This is a genomic window from Plantactinospora solaniradicis, from assembly GCF_042658085.1.
Lineage (GTDB): Bacteria > Actinomycetota > Actinomycetes > Mycobacteriales > Micromonosporaceae > Plantactinospora > Plantactinospora solaniradicis.
Window position 1 is genome coordinate 33,454 of sequence record NZ_JBHSPR010000020.1, and the last position, 22,938, is coordinate 56,391.

Below are 22,938 nucleotides of genomic sequence, written 5' to 3' on the forward strand. Positions count from 1 at the left end.
CGCATTCCACCCGAGGACTATCGCATGTCCGATGCGTCCATTTCCTGCGTGAACCTCTCCTTTTCCTGGCCGGACGACACCCCGGTCTTCCAGGACCTGTCCTTCTCGGTTGGCGATGGCCGTGCCGGCCTCGTCGCGCCGAACGGTGCCGGTAAGAGCACCCTGCTCAGGCTGATCGCCGGCGAGTTGCGGCCCAGCGGCGGGACCGTCTCCGTCAAGGGAGTGGTCGGCTACCTCCCGCAGAACCTGTCCCTCGTCGGCGACCTGACCGTGGCCGAGGTGTTGGGGATCGCTCCGGCGCTTCGGGCGCTGGCGGCCATCGAGTCCGGGGACGCGGGCGAGGAGCACTTCACCACGATCGGCAACGACTGGGACATCGAGGAGCGTACCCGCGCCGAGCTGGACCGGCTCGGCCTCGGCGACCTCTCCCTCACCCGGCTGCTGCACACCCTCAGCGGCGGCCAGGTCATCTCCCTCGGCCTGGCGGCGCAGCTGCTGAAGCGGCCCGACGTCCTGCTGCTCGACGAGCCGACCAACAACCTCGACCTCGACGCCCGGCACAAGCTCTACGGCGTACTCGAGGACTGGAACGGCTGCCTGCTGCTGGTCAGTCACGACCGGGCGCTGCTCGACCGGATGGACCGGATTCTCGAACTCGACCGGGGCGAGGTCCGCGCCTACGGCGGCAACTTCACCGCCTACTCCGAGGCGGTGCGCGCCGCGCAGGAGGTCGCCGAGAAGAACGTCCGCAACGCCGAGCAGGAGGTCAAGCGGGAGAAGCGGGAGATGCAGCAGGCCCGCGAGCGGGCGGCGCGGCGGGCCAGCAACGCCCAACGCAACCTCAAGAACGCCGGCCTGCCGAAGATCTTCGCCGGAACGATGAAGCGGGGCGCCCAGGAGTCGGCGGGGAGGGCGAACGAGACGCACGCCGCGCGGGTCAGCGGGGCCAGGGCCCGGCTCGACGAGGCGGGCCGGGCCCTCCGCGAGGAGCAGAAGATCGCGCTGGAACTGCCCGACACCAAGGTCCCGGCCGGACGTACGGTCTTCCTCGGCGAACGGATGCAGGTCCGCTACGGCGAGCGGGCCCTCTTCGCCGGCGACGGCGCCGACCTGACGATCCGGGGGCCGGAGCGGATCGCGTTGACCGGTCCCAACGGTGCCGGCAAGTCCAGCCTGCTACGGGTGGTCAGCGGCGGACTGGAGCCGGAGGGTGCGCAGGTCAAGCGGGCCGACGGCCGGATCGCCTATCTCTCCCAGCGGCTGGACCTGCTGGACCTCGACCGCACCGTGGCGGAGAACCTGGCCGCGTTCGCGCCCGGAATGCCGCAGGCGCAGCGGATGAACCTGCTCGCCCGCTTCCTGTTCCGGGGCTCCCGCATCCATCTTCCGGTCGGGGTGCTCTCCGGCGGCGAGCGGCTGCGCGCCACCCTGGCCTGCATCCTGTACGCCGAGCCCGCCCCCCAACTCCTGCTGCTGGACGAGCCGACCAACAATCTCGACCTGGTCAGCGTCGGCCAGTTGGAGAGCGCGCTTGACGCGTACGAGGGCGCGTTCGTGGTGGTCAGCCACGACGAGCGGTTCCTCGCGGAGATCGGGGTCGACCGCTGGCTGCGGCTTTCCGACGGCCGGCTGCTGGAGACGGGCGCACCCGACGGCGACTGAGGCGGGAGGGAGTGGCCACCCCGTGTCCCCCGCCCCCTCGCCACCAACGGGGCGCCCGCCGACCAAGCCCGCCGACCGTGCCCCGAGCGCCACTGGTGGGTACGGCGGTACGGCCGGGTACAGGGCGGCTCAGGCGCGGGCAGCCAGCTCCCGCAGGACCGCTTCCGCCGCCGCTTCCCCCGAAGCGGGGTTCTGGCCGGTGACCAGGTTGCCGTCCACCACGACATACGACGACCAGGCCGGGCCCGACTCGAACTCCGCGCCCCCGGTGCGCAGCCGCTCCTCCAGCAGCCAGGGTGCGTTGGCGGCCAGCCCGACCTGGGTCTCCTCGTCGTCGGTGAAGGCGGTGAGCCGGCGTCCCTTGAACAGCCAACTGCCGTCCGGGTTGCCTGCGGAGAAGAAGCTGGCCGGGCCGTGGCAAATCGACGCCACCACCTTGGTGGGATCGGGCAGCAGCGCGGCCAGGACCCGGGCGACGTCGGGGTTCACCGCCAGGTCCTGCATCGGGCCGTGACCACCCGGGATGAACACGCCCTCGAAGGCGCCGGGGTCCACGTCCTCCAGCCGCGCGGGCGACTCCAGGAGGTGCTGGACCTTGGTCAGGTAGGAACGGAGCTCGGCCACCTTCTCGGCGTCGCCCCCGTTCGCCGACAGCGCCAGGCTGCCCTCGTCGGCGACCGGGGTCAGACCGCCGGGGGTGGCGATTGTGACGTCGACCCCCGCCTCGGTGAGGATGCGGTGCGGTACGACGAACTCCTCGGCCCAGAACCCGGTGGGGTGCTGGCTGCCGTCCTTCTGGCTCCACGTCCTGGCCGCGGTCAGGACCATGAGAATCGATGTCATGAAGTTCTCCTTCGGCGGAGCTTTCCGGGGGCCGAGGATCTGGCCCGGCGGCAGCTCCGGTAGCGGTGAAATGACCGTAGCACGTTTGGAACTAACGGCAATTCGCCGAGAGGCGCGGTGGTGATGGGTTAACGTAGTTAGATCACTACGCGGGGGCGTACACTAGCCTGGGGCGGGAGGAGGTGTGCGGCCATGGCGTCATCGGTGGCGGAGATCTGTCCGACCGGCCTGTGTGAAAGCTCGGATCTGATCTTGAGCTTCGTCAACACCCGGAACGCCGACACCGGCCAGCCCGGACCATCGGGGAATCGCGCCGGACTGGCCGAGTGGCTGGCCAGGGCGGGCCGGACGGAGCGGGATCTGGTGGTCACCAATGCCGACACCGTCGCGGCGGACGAGCTGCGAAGCACGTTCGTGACGATCTTCCGAGCCCACGCGGGCTGTGCCGACAGCGACACGTCGGTGTCCGAGGCCGAGGCGTACCTGCACCGCATCGCGGAGCGCTATCCGCTGATCGCGAAGATCAGCACCGACGGCTGCACGCTCGTACCGGCCCAGACGGGTGTGCCGGGTGCCTTCGGGTCGCTCCTCGCCGCCGCCGCCGACCTCGCGGCCCGAGGCGGCTGGTCCCGACTGAAGGTGTGCAAGCACCCCACCTGCCACACCGGGTTCTTCGACAAGACCCGCAACTCGTCCGGTCTGTACTGCAGCACCGCCTGTGGCTCACAGATGTCGATGCGCGCCTATCGCAGCCGGCTCAAGAACGGCTGAACCAGGGCAGGGCTCGGCGAGCTGCGGCTGCGGTGAGGTGCGGTGCGGTGAGCTGGACGTCCGGCCGGTCAACCCCGGCCTACTGGGCGTCAAGGACCCGTTCGACACGCTGGCGGCGGCCGGGCTCTCCCGCGTACCGGTCGAGGACGAACCACCGCCGCCGCCACTCGCGGTAGCCGTCCGGCCGACCGACCGCCCGGCGGCAGGCTTCGACGGACGCCACGAAGCTCGGCTTCGTCGCACAGCCGATCACGTTCGCGTCCCATCCCGACCGGTCGTCGCCGACATGCGCCAGCCACCCGGACAGCGCCTCCACCGCGTCGTCGTCGAGTTCGGCCCGCTCGACGCAGGGATCGAAGGCCAGCGCCGACGGCAACCGGTACCCGGGAACCAGCAGTGCGAGGTGCAGCCGGAGCTGGACGATCTTTCCCTGGTGCGCGGCCAGCAGCGGCACCGGTTCACCGTCGACGTCGAGCACCGGCAGCTCGATCCGCCGGTACGTCTCCTCGAAGCGGGCCAGCAGGTCCGCCCGCAGCTCCGGCCAGGTCTCGTGGTTGCCGGGCTTCCGGCCGAGCGCCTCCATCTCCGGAGACATCGACAGCACCAGCAGGATGGCCCGGGCCGTCATGATCCCCGGATTCTGGTAGGCCGTGGAGAGCGCGAGCCGCCGCTCGTCCACCTGATGGACGAACCCCCACCGCTGCTTGATCCGATCGGCGACCTCGAGCGCCCGGCCGCCGATCGCGGCGCCGTCGGTCAGTTGGCTGAACATCCGCTGCGTCCATCGGGGACTGTCGTCCTCGGTCCACGGCGGATCCTCGTCGTCGAGACCCTCGATCCACCGGCCGATGACCCGTTCCGCCGTCCGGCAGGCGGTGCCGGCCTCGGCGAGGGCGATCTGCAACAGCACCTCGTCGAGGTCCAGCAGGTACCGGTCGCGGTCCGGGCTGCCGGCATGGCTGTCGGTGAAGCTGGCGTGCTTCGTCCGCGCCTCCTGGTGCAGGATCCAGGCGTCGTCGTAGCCGCTCTCGGTATCCCGTTTCGACTCCGCCAGCGCCTGGGCCCGGATCGCCCCGAGCGCCCGGGGCGCGAACTCCGGCCACGGCAGCGACCGTGCCGCGTCGGCGGTCCTGGCGATCAGGTCGGCCGCGGCCCGCGCCGACCTCCGCGCCTCACCCGTCAGCGACTCGAACCCGGGGGTCACCTGCCAGAGCGACATCAGCGACACCTCGTAGAGGAGCCAACCCATCACGGGCAGCAGCTCCGCCAGCTTCTCCGGCGGCAGTTGCGGCCGGGGGTCGTCGAGAAATTCCCGGTACGCCTGGACCTCCGCCTCGATCCGCCGCAGCAGCCCGTCGTCGACGGGGACGGCACCCGTCCGTACGGCCCGGGGAAGCCCGCGTAGTTGCTCGGCACTCATCATCTCGACGCATCCCTCGACAGACGGCGCCCCGGAGACGCCAGCGGCACGACCGCTTCGACTAGTACCGGCCGACGATCGGACATGTCATCACCCGAACGGCGGACGTCGGGGCTCGGACGGCCCCGACGCAGGGACGGTCCGGCGCCGGAGTTCGCGCGACCCTATTCAGGATGCGGACGTCCAGAGCCTGGACGATCAACGGCCTCCGCCATAGGTTGGCGACGCGAAGGCGACAACATGGACATGCCTGCTTCCGACCTCGGTGGGGGACCGCCGAGTGGGAGCGGGTCTGTCCGGAAGGGATCGAACGTGCGGAACCGTCTGGACCGGGATCTGGCCGCGCTACAGGACGACCTCGGTGAACCCGGTGAGCTGCGTCTCCCACCGGAGAGGTGGGCGCCCTTCATGAGCCATCTGGAGGAGCTGGTCGAGGCGCTCGGCGACCGGGACCAGGGCCGGATCGGCCAACTGCTCCAGCAGCTCGGGGCCAGCGGTGCCCGCCGGGTCAGGGCCCGGATCGACGATCCCCGCGACGTCAACGCGCCGGAGCCGTTCCGGGCCAGGCTGGCCGAGCTGGTCCCGGTGATCGCCGACCGCGCGCGTTCCGGCACGAAGCCCCGCGTCGAGCCGGAGCGGTAACGAATGCTCATCAGGCCGGCGCTCCTGATCCACGAGTTCGCCAGACTCGACCAGACCGGCGACGACGGTTCGGGCGTACCCGACCGCCTCCGGGCGCTGTGGAACCGGGGTTTCCTGGACAAGCAGGTCGGACCGCCCGATGCCGACGTCGCGACGATCCGGGTTCCGCCGGGTACGTCCGCCCGTGGATTCGACGTGCTCGCCACCCGTCGGGGGCGACACGACGACGATCGGGTCTACGAGGCGGTGCTCTCCGCCGCCAGCGACTCGATGTGCCTCACCGTCCTGCTGGCGCCCAACCTCGAGACGTCCACCTGGGCCGACCTGGACGCCCAGTGGCCGCATGGCACGACCGCCGAGCCGGGTGCGGGCGCAGCCGCCGAGCCGCACGCGGGAGCAGGCGCCGAGCCGGGCACCGGAGCCGGTGGTGACCTGGGCACGCTGCGGATCTACGTGGCCTACGTCGAGTCGCCGCTCGACGAGGAGACGGTCGGACGGATCGCGGCGGCGATCGGCGGGGCCGTACCGGACCCGGGCGGCGCCACGGCCTGGACCCGCGACTGGTCGAGGACCGCACAGGACTTCCTCCTCTGGGAACCGCCGGCACGCCACCCCGGCGAGCGGCGGCTCATCCTGATCGGCCAGGAGTCCGCCGAGGACGAGCTGGACGCGTTCGCCTGGACCAGTGGCGGGCGGGTGCTCGGCCCGCTCGTCTACTACCTCCTGGACAGCGAGAAGCTGCGCTACGAGTTGGCCGTGCACAACGCGGACTTCCCCCGGATCCGGCAACTGTGCCTCGACATCGACGGCGCCGTCGACCGGCTCCTGGCGCTGCACCGGTCCGCGTCGACGGCACCGGCCGACCTCGTCCGGGCGGACGACGCGCTGACCCAGCTCCAGACCGACGCGACCGGGATGATCACCACGCTGGCGCGGCTGCGCAAGGTCGCCTGGACCGTTGGCGTCGCGAAGGCGAACATGACCGCGGCGGTTCCGGCCCTGCCGTCCGCACGGGGGCCACTCGCCGCCGACCAGGCGATGGCGAAGGTCCTGTCCGAACGGATCGGGGACGACATCGCGTACCTGGACATCTCGCGGGAGCGGGCCGACCGGGTGTCCGCGCTGACCGCCACCGCCGTGCAACGCGGCCTCGGCGCGTTCCAGCAGCAGCTACTGCTCGTCCAGACGTCGGTCGTCGGGGCGATCGTGATGATCCTGGCCGCCGTGCAGGCGTTCGAGACCAAGGTCGACATTCCGGCCCTGCTGCAGGCGCCCCTCATCGCGGTACTCGGCAGCCTCGCGCTCGCGCTGCCGACCGCCGCCACGCGCTGGTCGAGCAACATCTCCCGGGACATGCCGCTGCGTACCGTCGACTATCTCGCGACCTTCGCGCTGGGTGCGAGTCTGGGCTGGCTCGTCGGCGAGGTCGTGTCGTACGCCATCGACGGCCACCCGCTCGACAAGCTGCCGACCTGGCTGCTCAGCCTCGTCGTCGGTCTCGCCGCGACCGCGCTGGCCCGGCTGCGGTCCCGCCAGCTCGACCGGCCGGCCGGTACCGACCCACCGCCCTGACCCACCCGCGACCGCCACCGGGCACTCGTCGACCACACCACCGATCAGCGGACGTACGCGCTCAGCAGCGCCCAGCCCAGTTCCGGGCCCCGATGCCGCACCGCGTCCAGCTGGGCCCGCCGGAGCGCCACGTCGAGCCGGACGGCACCGTCCCTGATCTCGTCCACGATCCGGCTCGCCGCAGCCCCGGTGAGCCGATCCGGGATCTCGTCGATCCCGGCGACGACGCACCGGGAGCCGCCGGTGAGCAGCGCCATGACGAAGCTCAACGGCTCGGCGTGCGCGGGGTTCACCAGCTGCCCGACATGGCAGGAGGCCATCAGCACCGACGGCGGCCAGTGCAGGCCGAGCGCCGTCCCGGCGGCCAGCGGCTCGGGCAGCCGGAGACACTGGCCCAGCCCCTCGCCGTCGCCGTGCGCGGCGATGTGCACGAACTGCCAACCGGCGGACTCGTCCGCCATCGCGTCGACGAGCCGACCGTCGAGCCCGACCGGTGCCGAGACGGGGCCGACGGCGCAGCGGTGCAGCGGCAGGACCTCCGCCTCGTTGTCCAGGTCCCAGGCCATCCGCTCCTGCCGGATGTTGACGCCGCCCTCGGCCCGGGACACGAGCCGGACCAGCGCCGGTCCGGTCACCGGCGGCGGCTCCTCGTACGACAGACAGGTCAGCACCGGGCACTGGGCGGTCACCGCCCGTTCGACCAGTCGGGTACCCGCGTCGTCGATCCGCAACGCCACCCACGGCAGCAGGCTCAGCACGGAATGCGCGGAGACCAGCAACTCGATCGGATCGTCGCGGGTGCGGGCCCCCAGCACCGCCAGCAACCGCGCCGGCAGCAGTTCGCGGGCGAGGCCGCGCCAGTCCGGCCCGGCGTCGCCGTCGGCGTCCCCGAGCCGGCCGAGCCACTTCTCCGTGCCGTCCGTGCCGTCCGTGCCGTGAAAGAACGCCGCGTACGCCGGGCCGGGAGTGAATTGCTCGAAACTGACCGACCGCTCCGGCTCGACCAACGCGCGGAACCAGTTGGTGCCGTCGCCGAGCGTGTCCGGAAGCGCGACGTAGTCCAGGGCGTACCGGGTGCCGATGACGTCGACCAGCTGCGCCAGGTCGGCCGGCGCCGGCAGCACCGTGTCGGCCAGCATCGGCGACACCGCCTCCTCGAGCTGCCAGTGCAGATCCGTCAGCTCCCGCTGTCGGGACGCCTCGTCGCCGACCAGGCTCTCCGCCGGTTGGTCCTCGGCCCGCACGATCTCGTCGACCAGGCCACTGACGTGTGGACTCAGCAGGAGTCGACCCGCGCGCATCCGGCTCGCGAACCCGGTCTGCTTGGCGGAGAGCGCGACCCGGAGTCCGAGTTCGGCCGCGTCCGTACCCGGCAGCGCGGCGGCCAGCAGGGCGATGTCGCCGTAGACCCGCCGGAAGGCGACCGCCAGCGGCGCCCGGGACCGGGCGACCACCCGCCACCGGCCCCGGACCCGTTCTGCGGCGTCGAGGGCCCGGCGGCCCAGCTCCACCGCCCGCCCGACGGTCTCTGCCGTCCGCTCGCCGGTCGCCAGGCACTCGGCCAGGGCCAGGGCCGCCGACAGCTCCAGCACACCCCGGTCCTCGTCCGGATCCGGCGCCGGGCCGCCGGGCTGGCCGGACACCGGCACCGGCCGGCCGACCCGGTCCAGTGCGACGCCCATCCCCCGGACCGCCTCGGCGTGGTCGCCCTGTTCCCAGGCGGCCAGCCCGAGAACGAAGTCGTAGCGGTGCCGGGTCGAGTAGCCGGCGGCCCGGGTGGAGTTCCAGTACTCCTCCTCCAGTTCGCCGAGAGTGTCCCGGACCTGCATCGCCTGCCCCATCCAGATCAGCGACGCGCCGTGCTCGTAGAGGAAGTGCCCCCGGTGCGGCTCCGCCCCGGTCCCGTGGAAGAAGGTGGCCGGGCAGACGACCAGCCGGAGCGCCGCGGCGTACTCGCCGTGCAACCGGAGGCTGCGGGCCGCGAGATATCTGCTGCCCACCCCGAGCGTCAGGTCCTTGTAGAGCCGGTCGGTGTCCTCCGCCAACTCCGTCAGGGCCCGCGCGTACAGGTCCGCCGGGGTGTGGGCGGTATCGATCGGGATGCCGACGAGTCCGCAGAAGTGCACGATCGTCCCCGCGTACGCCCAGGCCTGGGCCCTGATCGCCCAGGCGTCGGCGCTCCGCGCCGCGGCCAGGTGATGCCGCAGCGCGACCGCGAAGAGGTTCGGCTCGTCCCTGGCCTTCCGGGCGAGGCTCTCGCGTTGCCGGACGATGCCGACGGCCAGGTCGGCGTCCGCGGCCAGCAGGAGCAGCGCGTCGCGCGCCAGCACCCGGCGAACGGGTACGGACGGCCCGCGCCGACCCGTCGTCGCGCCGCTCGTCGGGCCGGTCATCGGGAGACCACCTCCGCCAGCTTCCGGAGCGCGTCGAGGCTGTGCCCCGGCAGCGTCCTGTCGACGTACGACAAACTGTCGACGAGTCCGGGTGCCGACGGCTCGAACCCCGGCCATCCCTGCTGCGGGTTGACCCAGACCAGCAGCTGCGCGAGCCGGGAGAGCCGCGCCACCTGGCGGGCCAGCAATTCCGGGGCACCGAACTCGCAACCGTCGGACGCGATCACCACGATCGCGGACCTGACCGTGCCGCTGCCGCCCCACCGACGCAGGAACTCCCGCAGGGTGGGGCCGAGGAGCGTACCGCCGCCCCAGTCGGCGCCGAGCCGGGTGGCCGTACGCAGGGCCAGGTCCGGGTTCCGGGCCCGCAGCGCCGAGGTGATCCGCGTACACCGGGTGCCCAGGGTGAACACCTCCGTCGTACGGGGATCGGCCCGGACGGCCGCGTACCCGAACCGGAGCAGGGCATCGCTGTACAGCCGCATCGACTTGCTGACGTCGAGCAGCAGGACGAGCCGTCGGGGCTGCTCGGTGCGGCGTCGATAGTGGAGGCGTACCAGCTCTCCGCCGCCACGCACCATCGCCGAGGCCGTCCGGCCGACGTCGATCCGGGTCCGTCCACCCGGAATCCGGCGCATCGACCGACGGGATCGGGCCGGCGCGCCCAGCAGGGCGATCAGGGCGAGGACCTCGGCGCGTTCGGTCTCGGTCAGCGTCCTCAGGTCCCGAGCACCGAGCCGTTCCACACCGGCCGCCCCGACGCCCGGTACGCGCTGCGGGTCCACGCCGGACGCGTCCGCGCCGGGTTCGTCCGCCGGCCCCTCCGGGGCCCCGTGGGCGGTTCCGTCCACGGGGATCGCGGTTGCCACGACCGGCTCGGCCGGCGGCCCGGGTGCCGGCTCCGCTGCCGGGCGGCGGCCGAACCGGGCGGCGAACGCGGCGTCGAACAGTGGCAGGTCGGCCTTGCGGGAGCAGAGCGTCAGCCTCGTTCCCCAGTAGATCGCGTCCGGCCCGGCCGACGGGAACTCGGTGAGCGCGGACGCCGCGACGGCGATCCGGGCCGGATCGACGGCGACCCCGGCCAACCGCAACTCGGCCGCGAACCCGACGAGCTCCGACGCCAGGTCAGCGCCGCTCATGCTCGGCCCCGTCCGGCTTCGTGCCCGTCATGGTCGGCGCGGTCGGCCCGGTCGGCGCGGTCGGCGCGGTCGGCACGGTCGGGCAGGTCGGGCAGGTCGGGATCGGCCGCGAATGAGGATGCCGCGAGCGGTGCCGGCGCCAGCAGTCGGCGTACCTCGGCGCGGTCGTCGTGGTGCTTCGCGACCGTACCGAGCGCGGCGTCGGCCAGCGTGTCGGTCAACGAACGCTCGCCGAGTTCGACGGCCGCGCGGGCCAGGTCGATCGCCTCGGCCACGCCCGGCGGCTTGACCAGGTTCGCGGCGCGGAGCCGCCGCATCGCCGCGGCGACCTGTCCCGCCAGCTCGTCCGGCAGCCCTTCGACCCTCCGGCGCAGGATCTCGACCTCTCGCGAGAGATCCGGATGGTCGATCCAGTGGTAGAGGCACCGCCGCTTTAGCGCGTCATGGACCTCACGGGTCCGGTTCGACGTCAGGACCACCAGCGGCGGGGTGGCGCCGCTGATGGTGCCGAGTTCGGGAATGCTCACCGAATTGTTCTCGAACACCTCCAGCAGCAATGCCTCGAATTCGTCGTCGGCGCGATCTATCTCGTCCACGAGCAGGACGGACGGACTGGTTTCGACAGCCTTCAGGATCGGCCGCCGCACGAGGAACTCTCGGGTGTAGAGAGACGTGACGTCGGGCGTCACGCCGGCTGACTCGCCGGCGGCGCGCAGTTCGAGTATCTGGCGGGGGAAGTTCCAGTCGTACAGGGCCTGGGTGGCGTCGATGCCGCCGTGGCACTGCAGGCGGATCAGCTCCGCCTCCAACACGTCGGCCATCGCCCGCGCGAACGCGGTCTTTCCCACTCCCGGATCGCCTTCGAGGAAGAGTGGACGACGCAGGCGCTGTGCCAGAAAGGCGGCGGCCGCAAGCCCGGTGTCCGGGAGGTACCCGACCTCGTCCAGCGCGGCGGCGAGTTCGGAGGGACCTCCGAACCGTGGTGTCGTCACCGGCAGAGTATCGGTCGACGGTCCAAGATCTGTCGATCCTACGACCTGCCGGTACGACATCGACGGATCGTTGAAGAGATCAACTGCCGCCGGTACTGTGCTGGGCGTGACGGCGGACGCGGCCATACCCCAAGCTCCAGCGGCACAGCAGGAGGTCGATCGGGCGACACACGCGTTCGCCTTGGTCGAGAAATGGTTGTTCAGTGAACCGATGACGGAACTGCTCGACATCTTCGACGGACACGCCGACCGGAGCGACTGGCTCCATCTCGACGAGGACCTGCCGGAATGGCTCGACTCGCTCCTTCGACAGACCGACCCCGCCGTCAAGGGGCTGTCCGCGGGGCAGACGGATGTCCTCCGCCGGACCCTCGCGATCGAGCAGACCGCCGCCACGCACTTCAACTTTCGTACCCGGGACGGGTCCAGCTACCGGGAGCGCTCGCAGGCGGTGCACGCGGACTTCAGCCCGGAGACCCGGGCCCTGGTCCTGCGGCTGACCGACGCGCTCGGCCTGGTCAGCCCGCATCCACCCCGATCGCGTGACTACGGGAAGACGCTCGTGCTCGGCGGCGGCTACCGGTCACCGCTGCTCCGCGCCCGGTACGCGGCGCAGCTACAGGCCTCCGGGGTCGCCCTCGGCGAGGTCAGCTTCCTCGGCAGCCCCCGCCTCCTCATCCACGAACCGCCCGAGCGCCCGGCCGCCGAGCGGTACGCGCCGGGGGCCACCGACGAGTTCGACCTGATGATCGGGGCGGTTCGGGCGGAGTTCGGGCTGGACACCGCCGAGGTGACCTTCCTGTGCGGTTGCCCCTCGGCCGAGAACGCGTGCCCGAACTGGTCCGCCCGCAACCTGCCCCGGGCAGAGCAGACGCCACCGGCCTTCACCCACGAGCGCCGGGCCGCACTCGTCGGCGCCGACGGGCAGCCGATCGGCTCGGTGCTCTCCGCGAGCACCGGACGCCCGCCGCTGCGACCGGACACGGCCGACACCCTGCGCCTGTGGGCCCGGTGCGCACGACCGCGTCTCGGGGACCGGGTACTCGTGGTGACGACGCAGGTGTTCGTACCGTTCCAGGCGTTCGACGGGCTCCGGCAGCTGTACCTGCCGTTCGGGGTCGACCTCGACACCGTGGGGTACGGCGCGGAGTGGAACGACCGGCCGCAGACCGCCGAGTACCTGCTCCAGGAGACCCTGTCGGCGATCCGGTCCGCGCGCCGGCTGCTGGTCGACGCCGCCGAGACACTCGCCGGGGAGAGGTCCCTGGCCTGACGACCTGGGCGCCCCGGCGACCTTGGCGACCTGCCCGAACTGGGCGAGCCGGTCGACGCGGCGATGCGGCGACGCGGCGACGCCGCGAGCCGGGCTCTTCCGGCGCGACGGCCGGTTCGGCTGCGGCAGCATGTCGGACATGACGTACCAGGCCGTGCCCCTGCCCGCCGGCACCGGGTCGGCGGGCGGGCCCGAGATCGTCGCCGGGGTCCACGGCTGGATCTCCTCCCGCCCGATGGCCGACCTGGTGGCCGCGTTCGGCGCCGAACTGCCGGGGCTGGGCACCGCTGACCTGCTCGCCTGGCTGGACGAGTTCAGCGCCGAACACTGGGACTTCCGGCGTCGGGAGGCGGAGCGGCGCGCGGCGCCGACCGGTACCGGCGTGGAGCGTGACCAGGTGGTCGGGGTCGACTTCACTCCGGCGGTCGCCGCACTGGTCCGGTCGGCGGCGCGGGCGCTCGGGCTCGTCGGCGCGGCGCCGGTGGCACACCGGTCGTACGACCACGTGGTCGTGCTGGGCGGGCGGGCCCCGGCGTGCCTGCAACGCACGGCGTACGCGGCCCAGCTCATCCGGGGCGGCCTGACCGCCGGCACGGTGGCGGCACTCGGCAGTTTCCGGGTCCTGGGCGGACACGAACTCGCCGTCCTCGGCGAACCGGCGGAGTTCGAGGTCGACGCGATGGAGATCGGGATACGCCGGGCGTTCGGGATCGAGCGGCCGGCGCGACGTCGGGGCTCGACCGGTGCCGTGGAACGGACCTCGTGGCGCGTCTACCGCCACGCATACGGCCCCGGCCGCCCCCTGGAGGTGCTCGCCGCACCCGCCGAGACCGGTGGAAGCCGCGCCAACACCCCGGACACCTACCGGTTCTGGGCCCGGAACGTCAGCCTGACGACCGGGGACCGGGTCCTGGTGGTGACGACGCCGCTCTACGTTCCGTTCCAGCACTGCGACGCACTGCGGATCCTGCACGGCTACGGATGCGCGGTGCAGACCGTCGGCTTCGCCGCCACCGCGATCGGCGCCGCACCGGTGTACGAATCGCCGGCGCCGGACCGGTACCTCCAGGAGATCCGCTCCGGCATCCGGTCGATGCGTGACCTCGTCCGCTCGCTCGACGCCGGATAGTCGGCGGTACCGGCCGGATGGGCGCGGCCCTCCCCGATCGGCCGGCGTGCCGCACCGCCGTCCGCCGCTACCGCAGGAGTACGGCGAGGGTCGCGTCGTCGTGGCGCTTGACCGTACGCCCGGCGCTGGTGAGCCGACCGGGGTGCTGGACCTCGCGGGCCCGGACCGCCTCGATCACCGCGCGGGGCCCGCCCGCCTCGGCCAGCCGGAACACCTCGGCCCAGCCCAGCCCGAAGAAGTCGACCAGTCGGGACACGCCGTCGGTGCAGAGCAACAGCCGGACCAGCCCGTTCCGGTCGACACTGCCGGTGATCGCCTCGGCTGCCACGGCCGGATCGGTCGACGCCACCCAGAAGCCGCCCGGCCGGTTACGGAGCCGGGCGACGGTGTCGCGGTCGTAACCGGGCAGTCCGCCCGTACGGTCGTCGCTGACCACGACGGTGCCCCGGGCGTCCTCGAACACCACCGACGAGTCGCACAACACGAGGTAGTCGACCTGCTGGCCGCGTTCGCGCACGATCGCCACGGTCGACGACGGGCTGTTCGGGTTCGTCAGGTCACAGGTGTCGGCGTGCAGCCGTCCGACCGCGTCGACGGCGCCGGCCAGCGCCCGGTCGAGTCCCGTCGTCTGGTCGGCCGACAGCGCCGCCGCGAGGTGCGCGCCGAGCATCCGGACGAGCCACCCCGGACCGTGCCGGCAGCCCGTGTCCAACCCCGGCAGTTCGGTGACCCCGTCGAGCAGGATCGCGAACCCGGCCGACACGACGAGGTGGTCCTCGTTGGGTCGGCCCGGCGCCGGCTCGGTCGCGAAGGCGAAATCCATGCCGAGGATTCTTCCGGTTCCGCCGCCATCGGCCCGATGCCCGGCACCGCACCTGGGCCGCTCGGTAAGCTTCCCAGCCGTGACAATCACGTTTGCTGACCTCACCACCATGCGGATCGGCGGGCCGGTCGGGGCGCTGCACGTCGCGACGACCACCCCGGACGCCGTTGACCTGCTGCGGAGCACCGACAGCGCGGGAGAGCCGCTGCTGGTGATGGGCGGCGGCTCCAACCTCGTGGTCGGCGACGTGGGCTGGCCGGGCACGGTGGTCAAGATGGCGTCGACCGAGTTCGAGATCGTCGACGACCGGCTCACCGTCGCCGCCGGGGTCGAATGGGACCAGGTGGTCCGGACCGCCGTGGCGGAGGGACTCGCCGGGATAGAGACCCTGTCCGGGATTCCGGGCTCGGCAGGGGGCACACCGGTACAGAACGTCGGGGCGTACGGCACGCTGACCTCCGACGTCCTGGAGTCGCTGTCGGTCTACGACCGGGAGACCGGCCAGGTGGAGCGTTGGCTCCCCGAGCAGTGCGGATTCGGCAGCCACCGGCAGTCGGTCTTCAAGCACAGCGACCGCTGGGTCGTACTCGACGTGACGATGCGGCTGCGAAGGAGCGGTCAGTCGAATCCGGTCACCTTTCCGGCGGTCGCACAGCGGCTGGGCATCGAGGTCGGCGGCACGGCGGCCCCGGCGGACGTACGCGAGACGGTGATCGCACTGCGTCGGGAGAAGCGGATGGTGCTGGACCCCGATGACCACGACACCTGGAGCGTCGGGTCGTTCTTCATCAACCCGGTGCTCGAAGAGGTGCCCGACCGGGCCCGGGAGTGCCCCAGCCAGCCGGACATCAAGGGGACCAAGCTGCACGCGGCGTGGCTGATCGAGCACTCCGGCTTCCATCGCGGCTACGGCACGGACTGGGGCAACGGGAGCGTCGCCCTGTCCAGTCGGCACACGCTCGCACTGACCAACCGGGGCGGCGCCACGGCGGCGGACGTGATGAAGTTCGCCGCGCACATTCGCGACGGTGTCGAGGCCCGCTTCGACGTCCGGCTCAACCCGGAGTGCAATCTCGTCAACTGTTCGTACTGAGCAGCGGATCGGCCCCCCTTCATGCGTCAGCCGCTGACCATCGCCGTCGCCCAGCCACCCTGCGTGCCGTACGACGTCGCCGCGAACGCGCTGATCCACGCCGCGACGGTCCGGTCCGCCGGTGCCCGGGTGGTGGTCTTTCCCGAGTTGTCGCTGACCGGGTACGAACTGGACGCCCCGGCGATCACCGCCGAGGATCAGCGGCTCGCCCCGCTCGTGGCGGCCTGCGCCGAATCGGGCTCGGTCGCACTGGCCGGGGCCCCGGTGCCGGATGACACCGGCCGCCGCTCGTCCATCGGGGTGCTGGCCGTCGACGCCGCCGGAGCGAGCGTGGCGTACCGGAAGATCTGGCTGGGCGGTGCCGAGCCCGAGTGGTTCGTCCCGGGCACGACGCCGGTCGCGCTCGACGTGGACGGCTGGCGACTCGGTCTCGCCGTCTGCAAGGACACCGGTGTGCCTCGGCACGCCGCCGACACCGCCGCGCTCGGCATCGACGCGTACGTGGCCGGGGCGACGGACTCCGCCTCGGATGCGGGGATCCAGGAGGAGCGTGCCCGCCGGGTAGCCGCCGACCACGGGGTCTGGGTGGCCATCGCCAGCTTCGCGGGCTCGACCGGCGGAGGGTACTCCGACGCCGCGGGCCGGTCGCGGATATGGAACCCGGACGGCGGGGTCGTGGCCGAGGCGGGAACCGGACCGGGCGAGATCGCTCGCGCGTCACTCACCTGATCAGGACTCACCTGATCAGGACACTCACGTGATCCGGAGACTCACCGTGGGGCGGTCAGGCCGCGCAGGATGATGTCGAGCCCGCCGCCGAACTCCTCGTCGGGGCCGATCCGCCGCGCCGACCGCGCGGTTTCGGCGAGGTGTGGAAACTCCGCCTGGGGCAGTTCCGCGATGGCCGTGGTGCCGGCTCCGGAGAGCGCACCGAGGTGTTCGAGTTGGATCGCCCCGACGACGTAGCTGAGCAGGCCGCGCAGCGCGACGACTCGCCGACCGCCGTCGAGGCCCGCCTCGGTCAGGATGCCGAGCACCGTCTCCGACCAGCGCAGCACGCCGGGTGAGCGGTGCCGGTGGGTGAGGGTCAGCGGGACGACCGCCGGATGGGCGCCGACGGCGGCCCGGACCCGCCCGACCATCACCTCGATCCGCGCCTGCCAGGGCGGGCCGGGCGGCGGCGGGGTGGAGTCGACGGCACCGAGCACCAGTTCGACGACCAGCGCCTCCAGCTCCGCCCGGTCGTGCACGTAGCGGTAGAGGGCCATCGTGCTCATCCCGAGTTCCTTCGCGACCGCCCGCATGGTCAGCCCGACGAGTCCATCGCGGTCGATGACGGCGAGCGCGGCGGAGGCGAGCTGGACGGGACTGAGTGAACGCGGGCGCGGCATGGCGCTTGACAGCGTACAACATACGCCTACGATCGTAGGTATATTTTGTACGCCTACGACCGGAGTGCTGCCGATGCCCACCACCCGACGTTCGCCGATCCGGGTCGTCAGCGCCCGCACCCTCACGCCGGTCACCGGTCCCCCGCTCACCGTCCCGGATGGCGAACACCTGATCCATCTCCAGTTCCGGCGATTCGCCGGCTGTCCGGTCTGCAACCTGCACCTGCGGTCGGTGGTGGTCCGGCACGACGAGATCACGGCAGCCGGCGTCCGCGAGGTGGTGGTGTTCCACTCCTCCGCCGACGACCTGCGACAGCACACGGCCGACCTTCCGTTCGCGGTCATCCCCGATCCCGGCAAGCGGCTCTACGCGGAGTTCGGCGTGGAGTCGGCGCCCCGGGCCGTGCTCGATCCGCGTGCCTGGGTGCCGATCGTCCGGGCGGTGCTGCGCAGCGCGTGGGCGATCGTCCGGCGGCGCGAGCGCGGGCCGGCGGCGAGCCCGGAGGGCGGCCGACTGGGGCTGCCCGCCGACTTCCTGATCGCGCCGGACGGCCGGGTGCTCGCACACCGGTACGGCGAGCACGTCTACGACCAGTGGTCGGTCGACGAACTCCTCGCGCTGGCCGCCCCGGCACCCCGATCGGTGCCCCGATCCCCGGATCCGGAGCGGCGCTGAGCCGTCCCATTCCCCGAGCGGGGTCAGGTGCAGGTAGGTGTAGTTCAGCGCGACCCAAAAAGGGCGGGATACCCTGTGCGGTGCCTCGAACCGCGACCGGAGGAGTCGATGCTGGGATGACGGCAGGGCGAGCGATGCCCGGACAGGACGACGTGCTCGGGTACTTCGACACGCTGTCGAACTGGGGACGGTGGGGCGACGACGACGAGCTCGGCACTCTGAACCACATCACCGACGACGTCCGGCTGGCGGCGGCCCGGGCCGTACGCCACGGCAGGAGCGTGTCCTGCGCGTGGGAGGTTGCCGTACCGGAGGAGATGGAGCGGTCGACGACGACGTGCCCGTGCGCCGCCGACATGCCGGGTGCCGAGAACATGCCGGTGCCCGCATTCCACGCCGACCGGCGCTGGGGCTTTTCGTCCGAGCGGGTCGGCATCACGTTCCACGGCAACACCATCACCCACGTCGACTCGCCGTGCCACATCTTCTGGGACGGCACGATGTACAACGGGCGGTCGCACTCGCTGGTCGACGCCGCTACGGGATCGGCGTGGGGGGCCGTCACGGCGGCGGCGAACGGGATCGTCACGCGTGGTGTGCTGCTGGACATCGCGAGGGTCCGTGATGTGCCGTGGTTGGAGCCGGGGCAGGGTGTGTTTCCCGACGATCTCGAGGAGGCCGAGCGTCGCCAGGGTGTGCGGGTGCGGCCCGGCGATGCCGTGCTCCTGCGCACCGGCTATGGCCGCTTCCGGCACGAGACCGGTGGGGCCAGCGGTTTCACGCAGGCCGGCTGGCACGCGTCCTGCCTGCCGTGGCTGCATGAACGCGACGTCGCGCTGATCGGCGCTGACACCCCTCAGGACGTTCAGCCGTCGGGGTACGAAGACGTGTTGATGCCGGTCCACGCCGTGAGCCTCGTCGCGATGGGTCTGTGGATGCTCGACAACTGCGACCTGGAGGTGTGCGCGACGACCGCTGCCGAGCTTGGCCAGTGGGACTTCCACCTCGCGGTCGCGCCGGTCCGCTTCGCCGGTACGTCCGGCAGCCCGGTCAACCCGATCGCCACCTTCTGACCGGGGGACTCGCGCCCGACGGTGTCGGCACCCGTTCCCGGTGACGGCACCGACGGCGCGAGTGTCCATATCAGTTCTCGTCGGCGATGCGGCCGAGGCGGAGCGCCGAGACGAGGAAGAAGATGCCTCCCGGGATGGCGTAGCCGGCCACGTTGGTCAGCGTGGCACCGTCGGCTCCGGCCATCACGATGAACGAGGCGCCGGCGAGCACGGAGATGGCACCACTGATGATCATTGGCCATTGGCCGCCCATCTTGCGACGGTTGGCGGCCACGATCAGCTGTACCACCCCGGCCACGATCGCCCAGGCGCCCCAGACACGCAGGACCGCGGGGATGCCGGACGCGCCGGCGATGGCCACGCCGACAGCGGTGAGCAGGCTGACGGCGACGTTCACGTGAAGACCGAGCACCGATCCGGTGGCCCGCGACGAACGAGCGTCGACGAGCGCGGCGAACACGTCGAACAGCGGATACAGCACGAGCAGCGTGACGGCGAGCGGCCCGAGGTGCGACGCGGTCGTGAACATCACGATGGCCCAGACGACGGCGAACGCGAAGCGGACGACGTACAGCCGCCGCAGGGCGGACGCCGCTGCGGGGATGGCGGGTGCAGCAATGGGGGTCACGGTGATCCTTTCGGTACTGCCTGGTCTGGAGCTGCGGTAAACGGACTCCGAGGACGAATCGGGCGAGTGGCTCCGAAGAGCCACGTGGCGGCCTCCAGGGAGAACGAACGTTCTGTCTCAGGGAACGATGACACAGCGACCGGAGAGCGTCAAGACCGAACGTTCTATCCGCTACGATGGGTGCCATGGTGCGGGGAGAATCCGGAGGCCGGCCGTCCGAAGCGCGGTCCCGGCTGCTCAACACGGCGACAAGGGTCTTTTACGAAGAGGGCATCCACTCGGTCGGCATCGACCGCATCGTCGCCGAAGCGCAGGTGACCCGCGCCACCCTCTATCGGCACTTCCCCGGCAAGGAGGAGCTCGTTCTGGCCTACCTGAGCCAGGTCGACGAGGCCATTCGCGCTCAGGTCAACGGGGCTGCCGAGGGTGGGCTACCGGCGGCCGACACCATCCGGGCCGTTGGCGAAGTGATCGCCCAGGGCATCCAGTCCCCCGGTTTCCGCGGCTGCGCCTTCCTCAACGCCGCCGCCGAGTATCCCGACCCCGATCACCCGGTGCACCGGGCGGTGCTCGCCCACCGCCAGTGGTTCCTGGACACCGTCACGGAACTGCTGGCGCGCATTCAGGAAGCGCCCGCCGAGGCCGCCGCCCGGCACTTCGTCATGCTGCGCGACGGCGCCATGGCCGCCGGTTGCCTCTTCGACCCGACGCTGGTCTGCGACACCTTCCTGCGCGGCGTCGAGGGACTGCTGCGCGCTCATGCCGCGTCCGATCCTGTCGAGTCGGCGGATGCCTGATCCCGCCAGAAGACAGGTGAGTTGGTACAGCTTCGGGGCGACGGAGCGCTTCAGGTAGCCCCCGCGATCACGCCTCGGACCCGCGATTGCCGGGCGTCTCCCGCCCGATCGGCGAGGCGATGTCCTCCGGCGGTTGCTGCCGACTGCGCAACGCGTCGAGCAGCGCGACAAGGGCCAGCACCCCGGCCACCACGCTCAGTCCGACCATCGGCGACCAGCGGACCAACGCCGCCGGGACCAGCAGCAGGACCACCAAGCCGATCATCCCCGATCGGGAGACCCGGCCGAAGATCTCGTACTCCAGCCGCAACCGAGCGACGAGGAAGAGCACCGGACCGCCCACCACGAACAGAAGCCACGTCGGCCGCGGCGGCCCGTACGGCTGGGCGATCACCAGCTCGTAGCCGACCGCGGTGACGAGCACGCTGAGCACGAGCAACGCATGCGTCCGTCCCGAGGCCGCACCCAACTGGCCGGGCATACGCGCCCGATCCAACGCCTCGGTCAGCAACAGGCCGGCGCGGTAGAAGTAGATCCGCCACAGCAGCGCGCTGGTGGTGAACGCGACCCCGAAGGCGGCGGCGCGCCCCGCGGCGTAGTCCACGCCGCTGAAGGCGAGGGCGATGATCATAATCGACTCACCGAGCGCGACGAGAAACATCTGCTGATGACGTTCGGCCAGATGCTCCCCGGCGATCCGCCAGCGACCCACCGCCGCAGCCCCGAGCCACGGCAGCGGCCAGCCCAGAGTCCAGGCGAGGTAGTCCACGGCGAGTGCGGCAGCCCACAGCGGCAGGCGAAGCCCGTCCGGGCCCAACGCGCCGACCAGCCAGAGCGGCGCGGCCACCGCCGCCCATATGGCGAGCCGGAACGGCACCAGCCGTCGTGGATGGCCACGCAGCGCGGCGGCGACCACCAGCGGCCGCACCACCATCACCATCAGGTACGCGACCGTGAACGGCAACGCTCGCTCCTCCATCGCGCGCGGCAGCGTCACCGCCATCACCAGGGCAGCGAACATGGTGCCGACCACGACCGCCTGAATGACCGACCGCTCCGGCTCGTAGCGACTGGTGATCCAGACGGTGTGCGACCAGATCAACCAGAGCGCCAGGAACAGCAGCAGGGTACGACCGAGCCCGGCGACGAGCGCCCAGCCGGTGTCGCTGCCGAGGTCGGCGAACCGTTGCGAGACCCGGGTGAGGGCGACAACGAAGGCCAGGTCGAAGAAGAGCTCCAGGAACGTGGCGCGCCCCGAACTCGTCGCAGAGCGCAGCAGTCCGGCACCGCGTCCCGCCACCATCGTCCGCCCCTGTCCACCCCGGTCCGCACCTGTGGCACCAACGAGTCGGCCGCCGACCGGGTTGCGTGGGCGATGGAGGTCGGCGTGGTCAGCGGGGCTCCAGCAGCCGTACCTGGTGCCCGGCGGCGTCCGGATCGGTGAAGGCGAGCAGCCGTTGGGCCTCGGCCTCGACGTCCGAGCGCTCGACCACGGAGAGCGCCCGGAACGGCCGTACGGTCAGCGTGGCGGCCGGGTCGGTCCGGGACACCGACCACGTCGCGGCGACCGTTCCGTCGACGAGGACGGTGGGTTCGACGGCGTCACCGACACAGACCTGTCGGCGTACCTCGTCGGTCATCATCCGGGTCCGGTCGGCGTACGCGAGCAACGGCGCGTCGAACTCCGGCAGGAAGCGCACCGGCGCCGGCAGGTCGGCCGGCGGCAGCACCCCCGCCGGCACGTCGAACAGCTCCCGGCCGGACTCGTCGGCGTAGACCCGCAGTTCCGTCCGGAGCTCGGCGAAGACCTCGCGCAGTCCGGCCACGCCGGACCAGGCTCGGGCGTCGGCCACGGTCGCCGGCCCGAACGCCGCGAGGTAGCGCCGGACCATCTGGCGGACGTCCTCGACGGTCGGCTCCGGCCGTACCCCGGTCCAGTCGGCGTGGGCGAAGGGCGTCGCACCGTAGGTGTTCCAGGTGCCGCTCGGCGCCGGATGCACCACCGGCTCCAGGTACTGCACGCTCCAGCCCAGCGCGGTCGCGTCCGCACCCGGCCGCCGCGCGGCGAGTCGGCGGCCCAGCTCGGGCCGGGTCAGCACCCGCCCGTCGGCGAGCAGGTGCCGCGCCTCGGCCGCCAGCTCGTCGAGGTCGATCCCGACCGTACGGCTACCGAACGCATTGCGCTGGGCCCGGCGCAGCAGTGCCGCCAGTACGGGTCTGACCAGCCGGAAGTCCGGCACCGACAGCAGGTGTTGGGTGGCTCGCATCAGCGTCGACCGGACCAGCGAACGGTCCTCGATCGCCCGCGTGAGGTCCCCGATCGCGAAGCGGTCCAGCCTGCTCCACAGCGCGACGTACGGCGGGTTCGGACTCTGCGCGTTCAGCCCGAACAACCGCTCGACGGCGCCGACCACCGGCAGGTCCACGCGGCGGAGCAGCAGTTGCCGGTCGAGGACCGCCCGGCCCAGCGACCGCGAACTCAGCACCCGCACACCCGGGCGCGGTACGGGCCTGCGGGCGGCCATCTCAGCCGACCGTGAACATGTGGCGGATGCCCCGATGCCGTTGCGACATGAGGCCGACGCTATGCCGCTCTCAGGTCAGTTTCCGTCCTGAATACC

The 22,938-nt window shown here is 71.9% G+C and carries 21 protein-coding genes; 11 read left to right on the forward strand and 10 right to left on the reverse strand.

The annotated features are described in order from the left end of the window. The first annotated feature begins 24 nt into the window (after positions 1 to 24). Positions 25 to 1,662 carry a ribosomal protection-like ABC-F family protein gene (gene abc-f, locus ACFP2T_RS24510; RefSeq protein WP_377425278.1) on the forward strand — a complete coding sequence of 546 codons (1,638 nt, stop codon included), beginning with the start codon at positions 25 to 27 and terminating at the stop codon, positions 1,660 to 1,662. A 129-nt stretch (positions 1,663 to 1,791) separates the two neighbouring features. On the opposite strand, the gene ACFP2T_RS24515 is transcribed toward abc-f, so the two are convergent. Next, a complete protein-coding gene (locus ACFP2T_RS24515) occupies positions 1,792 to 2,505 on the reverse strand; it encodes a type 1 glutamine amidotransferase domain-containing protein (protein ID WP_377425279.1) in 714 nt (237 codons plus the stop codon). Positions 2,506 to 2,697: 192 nt separating this feature from the next. Between ACFP2T_RS24515 and ACFP2T_RS24520 the strand changes: the two genes are divergently transcribed. Further along, complete coding sequence (locus ACFP2T_RS24520; protein ID WP_377425280.1) at positions 2,698 to 3,276, forward strand: CGNR zinc finger domain-containing protein; 579 nt, start codon at positions 2,698 to 2,700, stop codon at positions 3,274 to 3,276. 79 nt (positions 3,277 to 3,355) lie between these two features. On the opposite strand, the gene ACFP2T_RS24525 is transcribed toward ACFP2T_RS24520, so the two are convergent. Continuing rightward, a complete protein-coding gene (locus tag ACFP2T_RS24525; RefSeq protein WP_377425282.1) occupies positions 3,356 to 4,699 on the reverse strand; it encodes a hypothetical protein in 1,344 nt (447 codons plus the stop codon). Between the two features lie 309 nt (positions 4,700 to 5,008). On the opposite strand from ACFP2T_RS24525, the gene ACFP2T_RS24530 reads away from it, so the two are divergent. Then, positions 5,009 to 5,338, forward strand: a complete 330-nt coding sequence (locus ACFP2T_RS24530; protein ID WP_377425283.1) for a CATRA system-associated protein — start codon at positions 5,009 to 5,011, stop codon at positions 5,336 to 5,338. Between the two features lie 3 nt (positions 5,339 to 5,341). After that, positions 5,342 to 6,910 (forward strand): CATRA conflict system CASPASE/TPR repeat-associated protein, encoded by a 1,569-nt coding sequence (locus ACFP2T_RS24535; protein WP_377425285.1) that lies wholly within the window; start codon positions 5,342 to 5,344, stop codon positions 6,908 to 6,910. Positions 6,911 to 6,954: 44 nt separating this feature from the next. Here the strand turns inward: ACFP2T_RS24535 and ACFP2T_RS24540 are convergent, their stop codons facing one another. The 3 genes from ACFP2T_RS24540 to ACFP2T_RS24550 are packed head-to-tail and all read right to left on the reverse strand — an operon-like array spanning position 6,955 to position 11,434. Beyond that, positions 6,955 to 9,303, reverse strand: a complete 2,349-nt coding sequence (locus ACFP2T_RS24540; protein WP_377425287.1) for a CHAT domain-containing protein — start codon at positions 9,301 to 9,303, stop codon at positions 6,955 to 6,957. Then, a complete protein-coding gene (locus ACFP2T_RS24545; RefSeq protein ID WP_377425288.1) occupies positions 9,300 to 10,442 on the reverse strand; it encodes a vWA domain-containing protein in 1,143 nt (380 codons plus the stop codon). Before ACFP2T_RS24545 ends, ACFP2T_RS24540 begins: the two co-directional genes overlap by 4 nt. Then, complete coding sequence (locus ACFP2T_RS24550) at positions 10,439 to 11,434, reverse strand: AAA family ATPase (protein ID WP_377425289.1); 996 nt, start codon at positions 11,432 to 11,434, stop codon at positions 10,439 to 10,441. The genes ACFP2T_RS24545 and ACFP2T_RS24550 overlap by 4 nt, the downstream gene beginning before the upstream one ends. A gap of 211 nt (positions 11,435 to 11,645) precedes the next feature. On the opposite strand from ACFP2T_RS24550, the gene ACFP2T_RS24555 reads away from it, so the two are divergent. Continuing rightward, positions 11,646 to 12,707 carry a hypothetical protein gene (locus ACFP2T_RS24555; protein WP_377425291.1) on the forward strand — a complete coding sequence of 354 codons (1,062 nt, stop codon included), beginning with the start codon at positions 11,646 to 11,648 and terminating at the stop codon, positions 12,705 to 12,707. 139 nt (positions 12,708 to 12,846) lie between these two features. Further along, complete coding sequence (locus ACFP2T_RS24560; protein ID WP_377425293.1) at positions 12,847 to 13,836, forward strand: hypothetical protein; 990 nt, start codon at positions 12,847 to 12,849, stop codon at positions 13,834 to 13,836. A gap of 67 nt (positions 13,837 to 13,903) precedes the next feature. Here ACFP2T_RS24560 and ACFP2T_RS24565 read toward each other — a convergent pair whose 3' ends face one another. Continuing rightward, positions 13,904 to 14,659, reverse strand: a complete 756-nt coding sequence (locus ACFP2T_RS24565; RefSeq protein WP_377425294.1) for a protein phosphatase 2C domain-containing protein — start codon at positions 14,657 to 14,659, stop codon at positions 13,904 to 13,906. A 79-nt stretch (positions 14,660 to 14,738) separates the two neighbouring features. Here ACFP2T_RS24565 and ACFP2T_RS24570 point away from each other — a divergent pair, with 79 nt between their 5' ends. Together ACFP2T_RS24570 and ACFP2T_RS24575 are read left to right on the forward strand one after the other, a co-directional pair. Next, a complete protein-coding gene (locus tag ACFP2T_RS24570; RefSeq protein ID WP_377425296.1) occupies positions 14,739 to 15,752 on the forward strand; it encodes a UDP-N-acetylmuramate dehydrogenase in 1,014 nt (337 codons plus the stop codon). 21 nt (positions 15,753 to 15,773) lie between these two features. After that, positions 15,774 to 16,481 carry a carbon-nitrogen hydrolase family protein gene (locus ACFP2T_RS24575; protein ID WP_377425298.1) on the forward strand — a complete coding sequence of 236 codons (708 nt, stop codon included), beginning with the start codon at positions 15,774 to 15,776 and terminating at the stop codon, positions 16,479 to 16,481. A 41-nt stretch (positions 16,482 to 16,522) separates the two neighbouring features. On the opposite strand, the gene ACFP2T_RS24580 is transcribed toward ACFP2T_RS24575, so the two are convergent. After that, a complete protein-coding gene (locus ACFP2T_RS24580; RefSeq protein ID WP_377425299.1) occupies positions 16,523 to 17,143 on the reverse strand; it encodes a TetR/AcrR family transcriptional regulator C-terminal domain-containing protein in 621 nt (206 codons plus the stop codon). Positions 17,144 to 17,216: 73 nt separating this feature from the next. Here ACFP2T_RS24580 and ACFP2T_RS24585 point away from each other — a divergent pair, with 73 nt between their 5' ends. Together ACFP2T_RS24585 and ACFP2T_RS24590 are read left to right on the forward strand one after the other, a co-directional pair. Next, positions 17,217 to 17,819 (forward strand): peroxiredoxin-like family protein, encoded by a 603-nt coding sequence (locus ACFP2T_RS24585; protein WP_377425301.1) that lies wholly within the window; start codon positions 17,217 to 17,219, stop codon positions 17,817 to 17,819. A gap of 116 nt (positions 17,820 to 17,935) precedes the next feature. After that, on the forward strand, positions 17,936 to 18,892 hold the full coding sequence (locus ACFP2T_RS24590) for a cyclase family protein (RefSeq protein ID WP_377425302.1): 957 nt from the start codon (positions 17,936 to 17,938) through the stop codon (positions 18,890 to 18,892). 70 nt (positions 18,893 to 18,962) lie between these two features. Here ACFP2T_RS24590 and ACFP2T_RS24595 read toward each other — a convergent pair whose 3' ends face one another. After that, complete coding sequence (locus ACFP2T_RS24595; RefSeq protein ID WP_377425304.1) at positions 18,963 to 19,520, reverse strand: DUF308 domain-containing protein; 558 nt, start codon at positions 19,518 to 19,520, stop codon at positions 18,963 to 18,965. A gap of 185 nt (positions 19,521 to 19,705) precedes the next feature. Here ACFP2T_RS24595 and ACFP2T_RS24600 point away from each other — a divergent pair, with 185 nt between their 5' ends. Continuing rightward, complete coding sequence (locus tag ACFP2T_RS24600; protein ID WP_377425306.1) at positions 19,706 to 20,317, forward strand: TetR/AcrR family transcriptional regulator; 612 nt, start codon at positions 19,706 to 19,708, stop codon at positions 20,315 to 20,317. A gap of 67 nt (positions 20,318 to 20,384) precedes the next feature. On the opposite strand, the gene ACFP2T_RS24605 is transcribed toward ACFP2T_RS24600, so the two are convergent. Continuing rightward, a complete protein-coding gene (locus ACFP2T_RS24605; protein WP_377425307.1) occupies positions 20,385 to 21,620 on the reverse strand; it encodes a low temperature requirement protein A in 1,236 nt (411 codons plus the stop codon). An 88-nt stretch (positions 21,621 to 21,708) separates the two neighbouring features. Beyond that, complete coding sequence (locus ACFP2T_RS24610; protein WP_377425308.1) at positions 21,709 to 22,803, reverse strand: winged helix DNA-binding domain-containing protein; 1,095 nt, start codon at positions 22,801 to 22,803, stop codon at positions 21,709 to 21,711. Between the last annotated feature and the right edge of the window lie 135 nt (positions 22,804 to 22,938).

What these genes read in the sequence shown, in the direction of transcription:
- abc-f (WP_377425278.1), top strand. Translation starts at nt 25, where the DNA reads ATGTCCGATGCGTCCATTTCCTGCGTGAACCTCTCCTTTTCCTGGCCG.
- ACFP2T_RS24515 (WP_377425279.1), bottom strand. Translation starts at nt 2,505, where the DNA reads ATGACATCGATTCTCATGGTCCTGACCGCGGCCAGGACGTGGAGCCAG.
- ACFP2T_RS24520 (WP_377425280.1), top strand. Translation starts at nt 2,698, where the DNA reads ATGGCGTCATCGGTGGCGGAGATCTGTCCGACCGGCCTGTGTGAAAGC.
- ACFP2T_RS24525 (WP_377425282.1), bottom strand. Translation starts at nt 4,699, where the DNA reads ATGATGAGTGCCGAGCAACTACGCGGGCTTCCCCGGGCCGTACGGACG.
- ACFP2T_RS24535 (WP_377425285.1), top strand. Translation starts at nt 5,342, where the DNA reads ATGCTCATCAGGCCGGCGCTCCTGATCCACGAGTTCGCCAGACTCGAC.
- ACFP2T_RS24540 (WP_377425287.1), bottom strand. Translation starts at nt 9,303, where the DNA reads ATGACCGGCCCGACGAGCGGCGCGACGACGGGTCGGCGCGGGCCGTCC.
- ACFP2T_RS24545 (WP_377425288.1), bottom strand. Translation starts at nt 10,442, where the DNA reads ATGAGCGGCGCTGACCTGGCGTCGGAGCTCGTCGGGTTCGCGGCCGAG.
- ACFP2T_RS24555 (WP_377425291.1), top strand. Translation starts at nt 11,646, where the DNA reads ATGACGGAACTGCTCGACATCTTCGACGGACACGCCGACCGGAGCGAC.
- ACFP2T_RS24560 (WP_377425293.1), top strand. Translation starts at nt 12,847, where the DNA reads ATGACGTACCAGGCCGTGCCCCTGCCCGCCGGCACCGGGTCGGCGGGC.
- ACFP2T_RS24565 (WP_377425294.1), bottom strand. Translation starts at nt 14,659, where the DNA reads ATGGATTTCGCCTTCGCGACCGAGCCGGCGCCGGGCCGACCCAACGAG.
- ACFP2T_RS24575 (WP_377425298.1), top strand. Translation starts at nt 15,774, where the DNA reads ATGCGTCAGCCGCTGACCATCGCCGTCGCCCAGCCACCCTGCGTGCCG.
- ACFP2T_RS24580 (WP_377425299.1), bottom strand. Translation starts at nt 17,143, where the DNA reads ATGCCGCGCCCGCGTTCACTCAGTCCCGTCCAGCTCGCCTCCGCCGCG.
- ACFP2T_RS24585 (WP_377425301.1), top strand. Translation starts at nt 17,217, where the DNA reads ATGCCCACCACCCGACGTTCGCCGATCCGGGTCGTCAGCGCCCGCACC.
- ACFP2T_RS24590 (WP_377425302.1), top strand. Translation starts at nt 17,936, where the DNA reads ATGACGGCAGGGCGAGCGATGCCCGGACAGGACGACGTGCTCGGGTAC.
- ACFP2T_RS24600 (WP_377425306.1), top strand. Translation starts at nt 19,706, where the DNA reads ATGGTGCGGGGAGAATCCGGAGGCCGGCCGTCCGAAGCGCGGTCCCGG.
- ACFP2T_RS24605 (WP_377425307.1), bottom strand. Translation starts at nt 21,620, where the DNA reads ATGGTGGCGGGACGCGGTGCCGGACTGCTGCGCTCTGCGACGAGTTCG.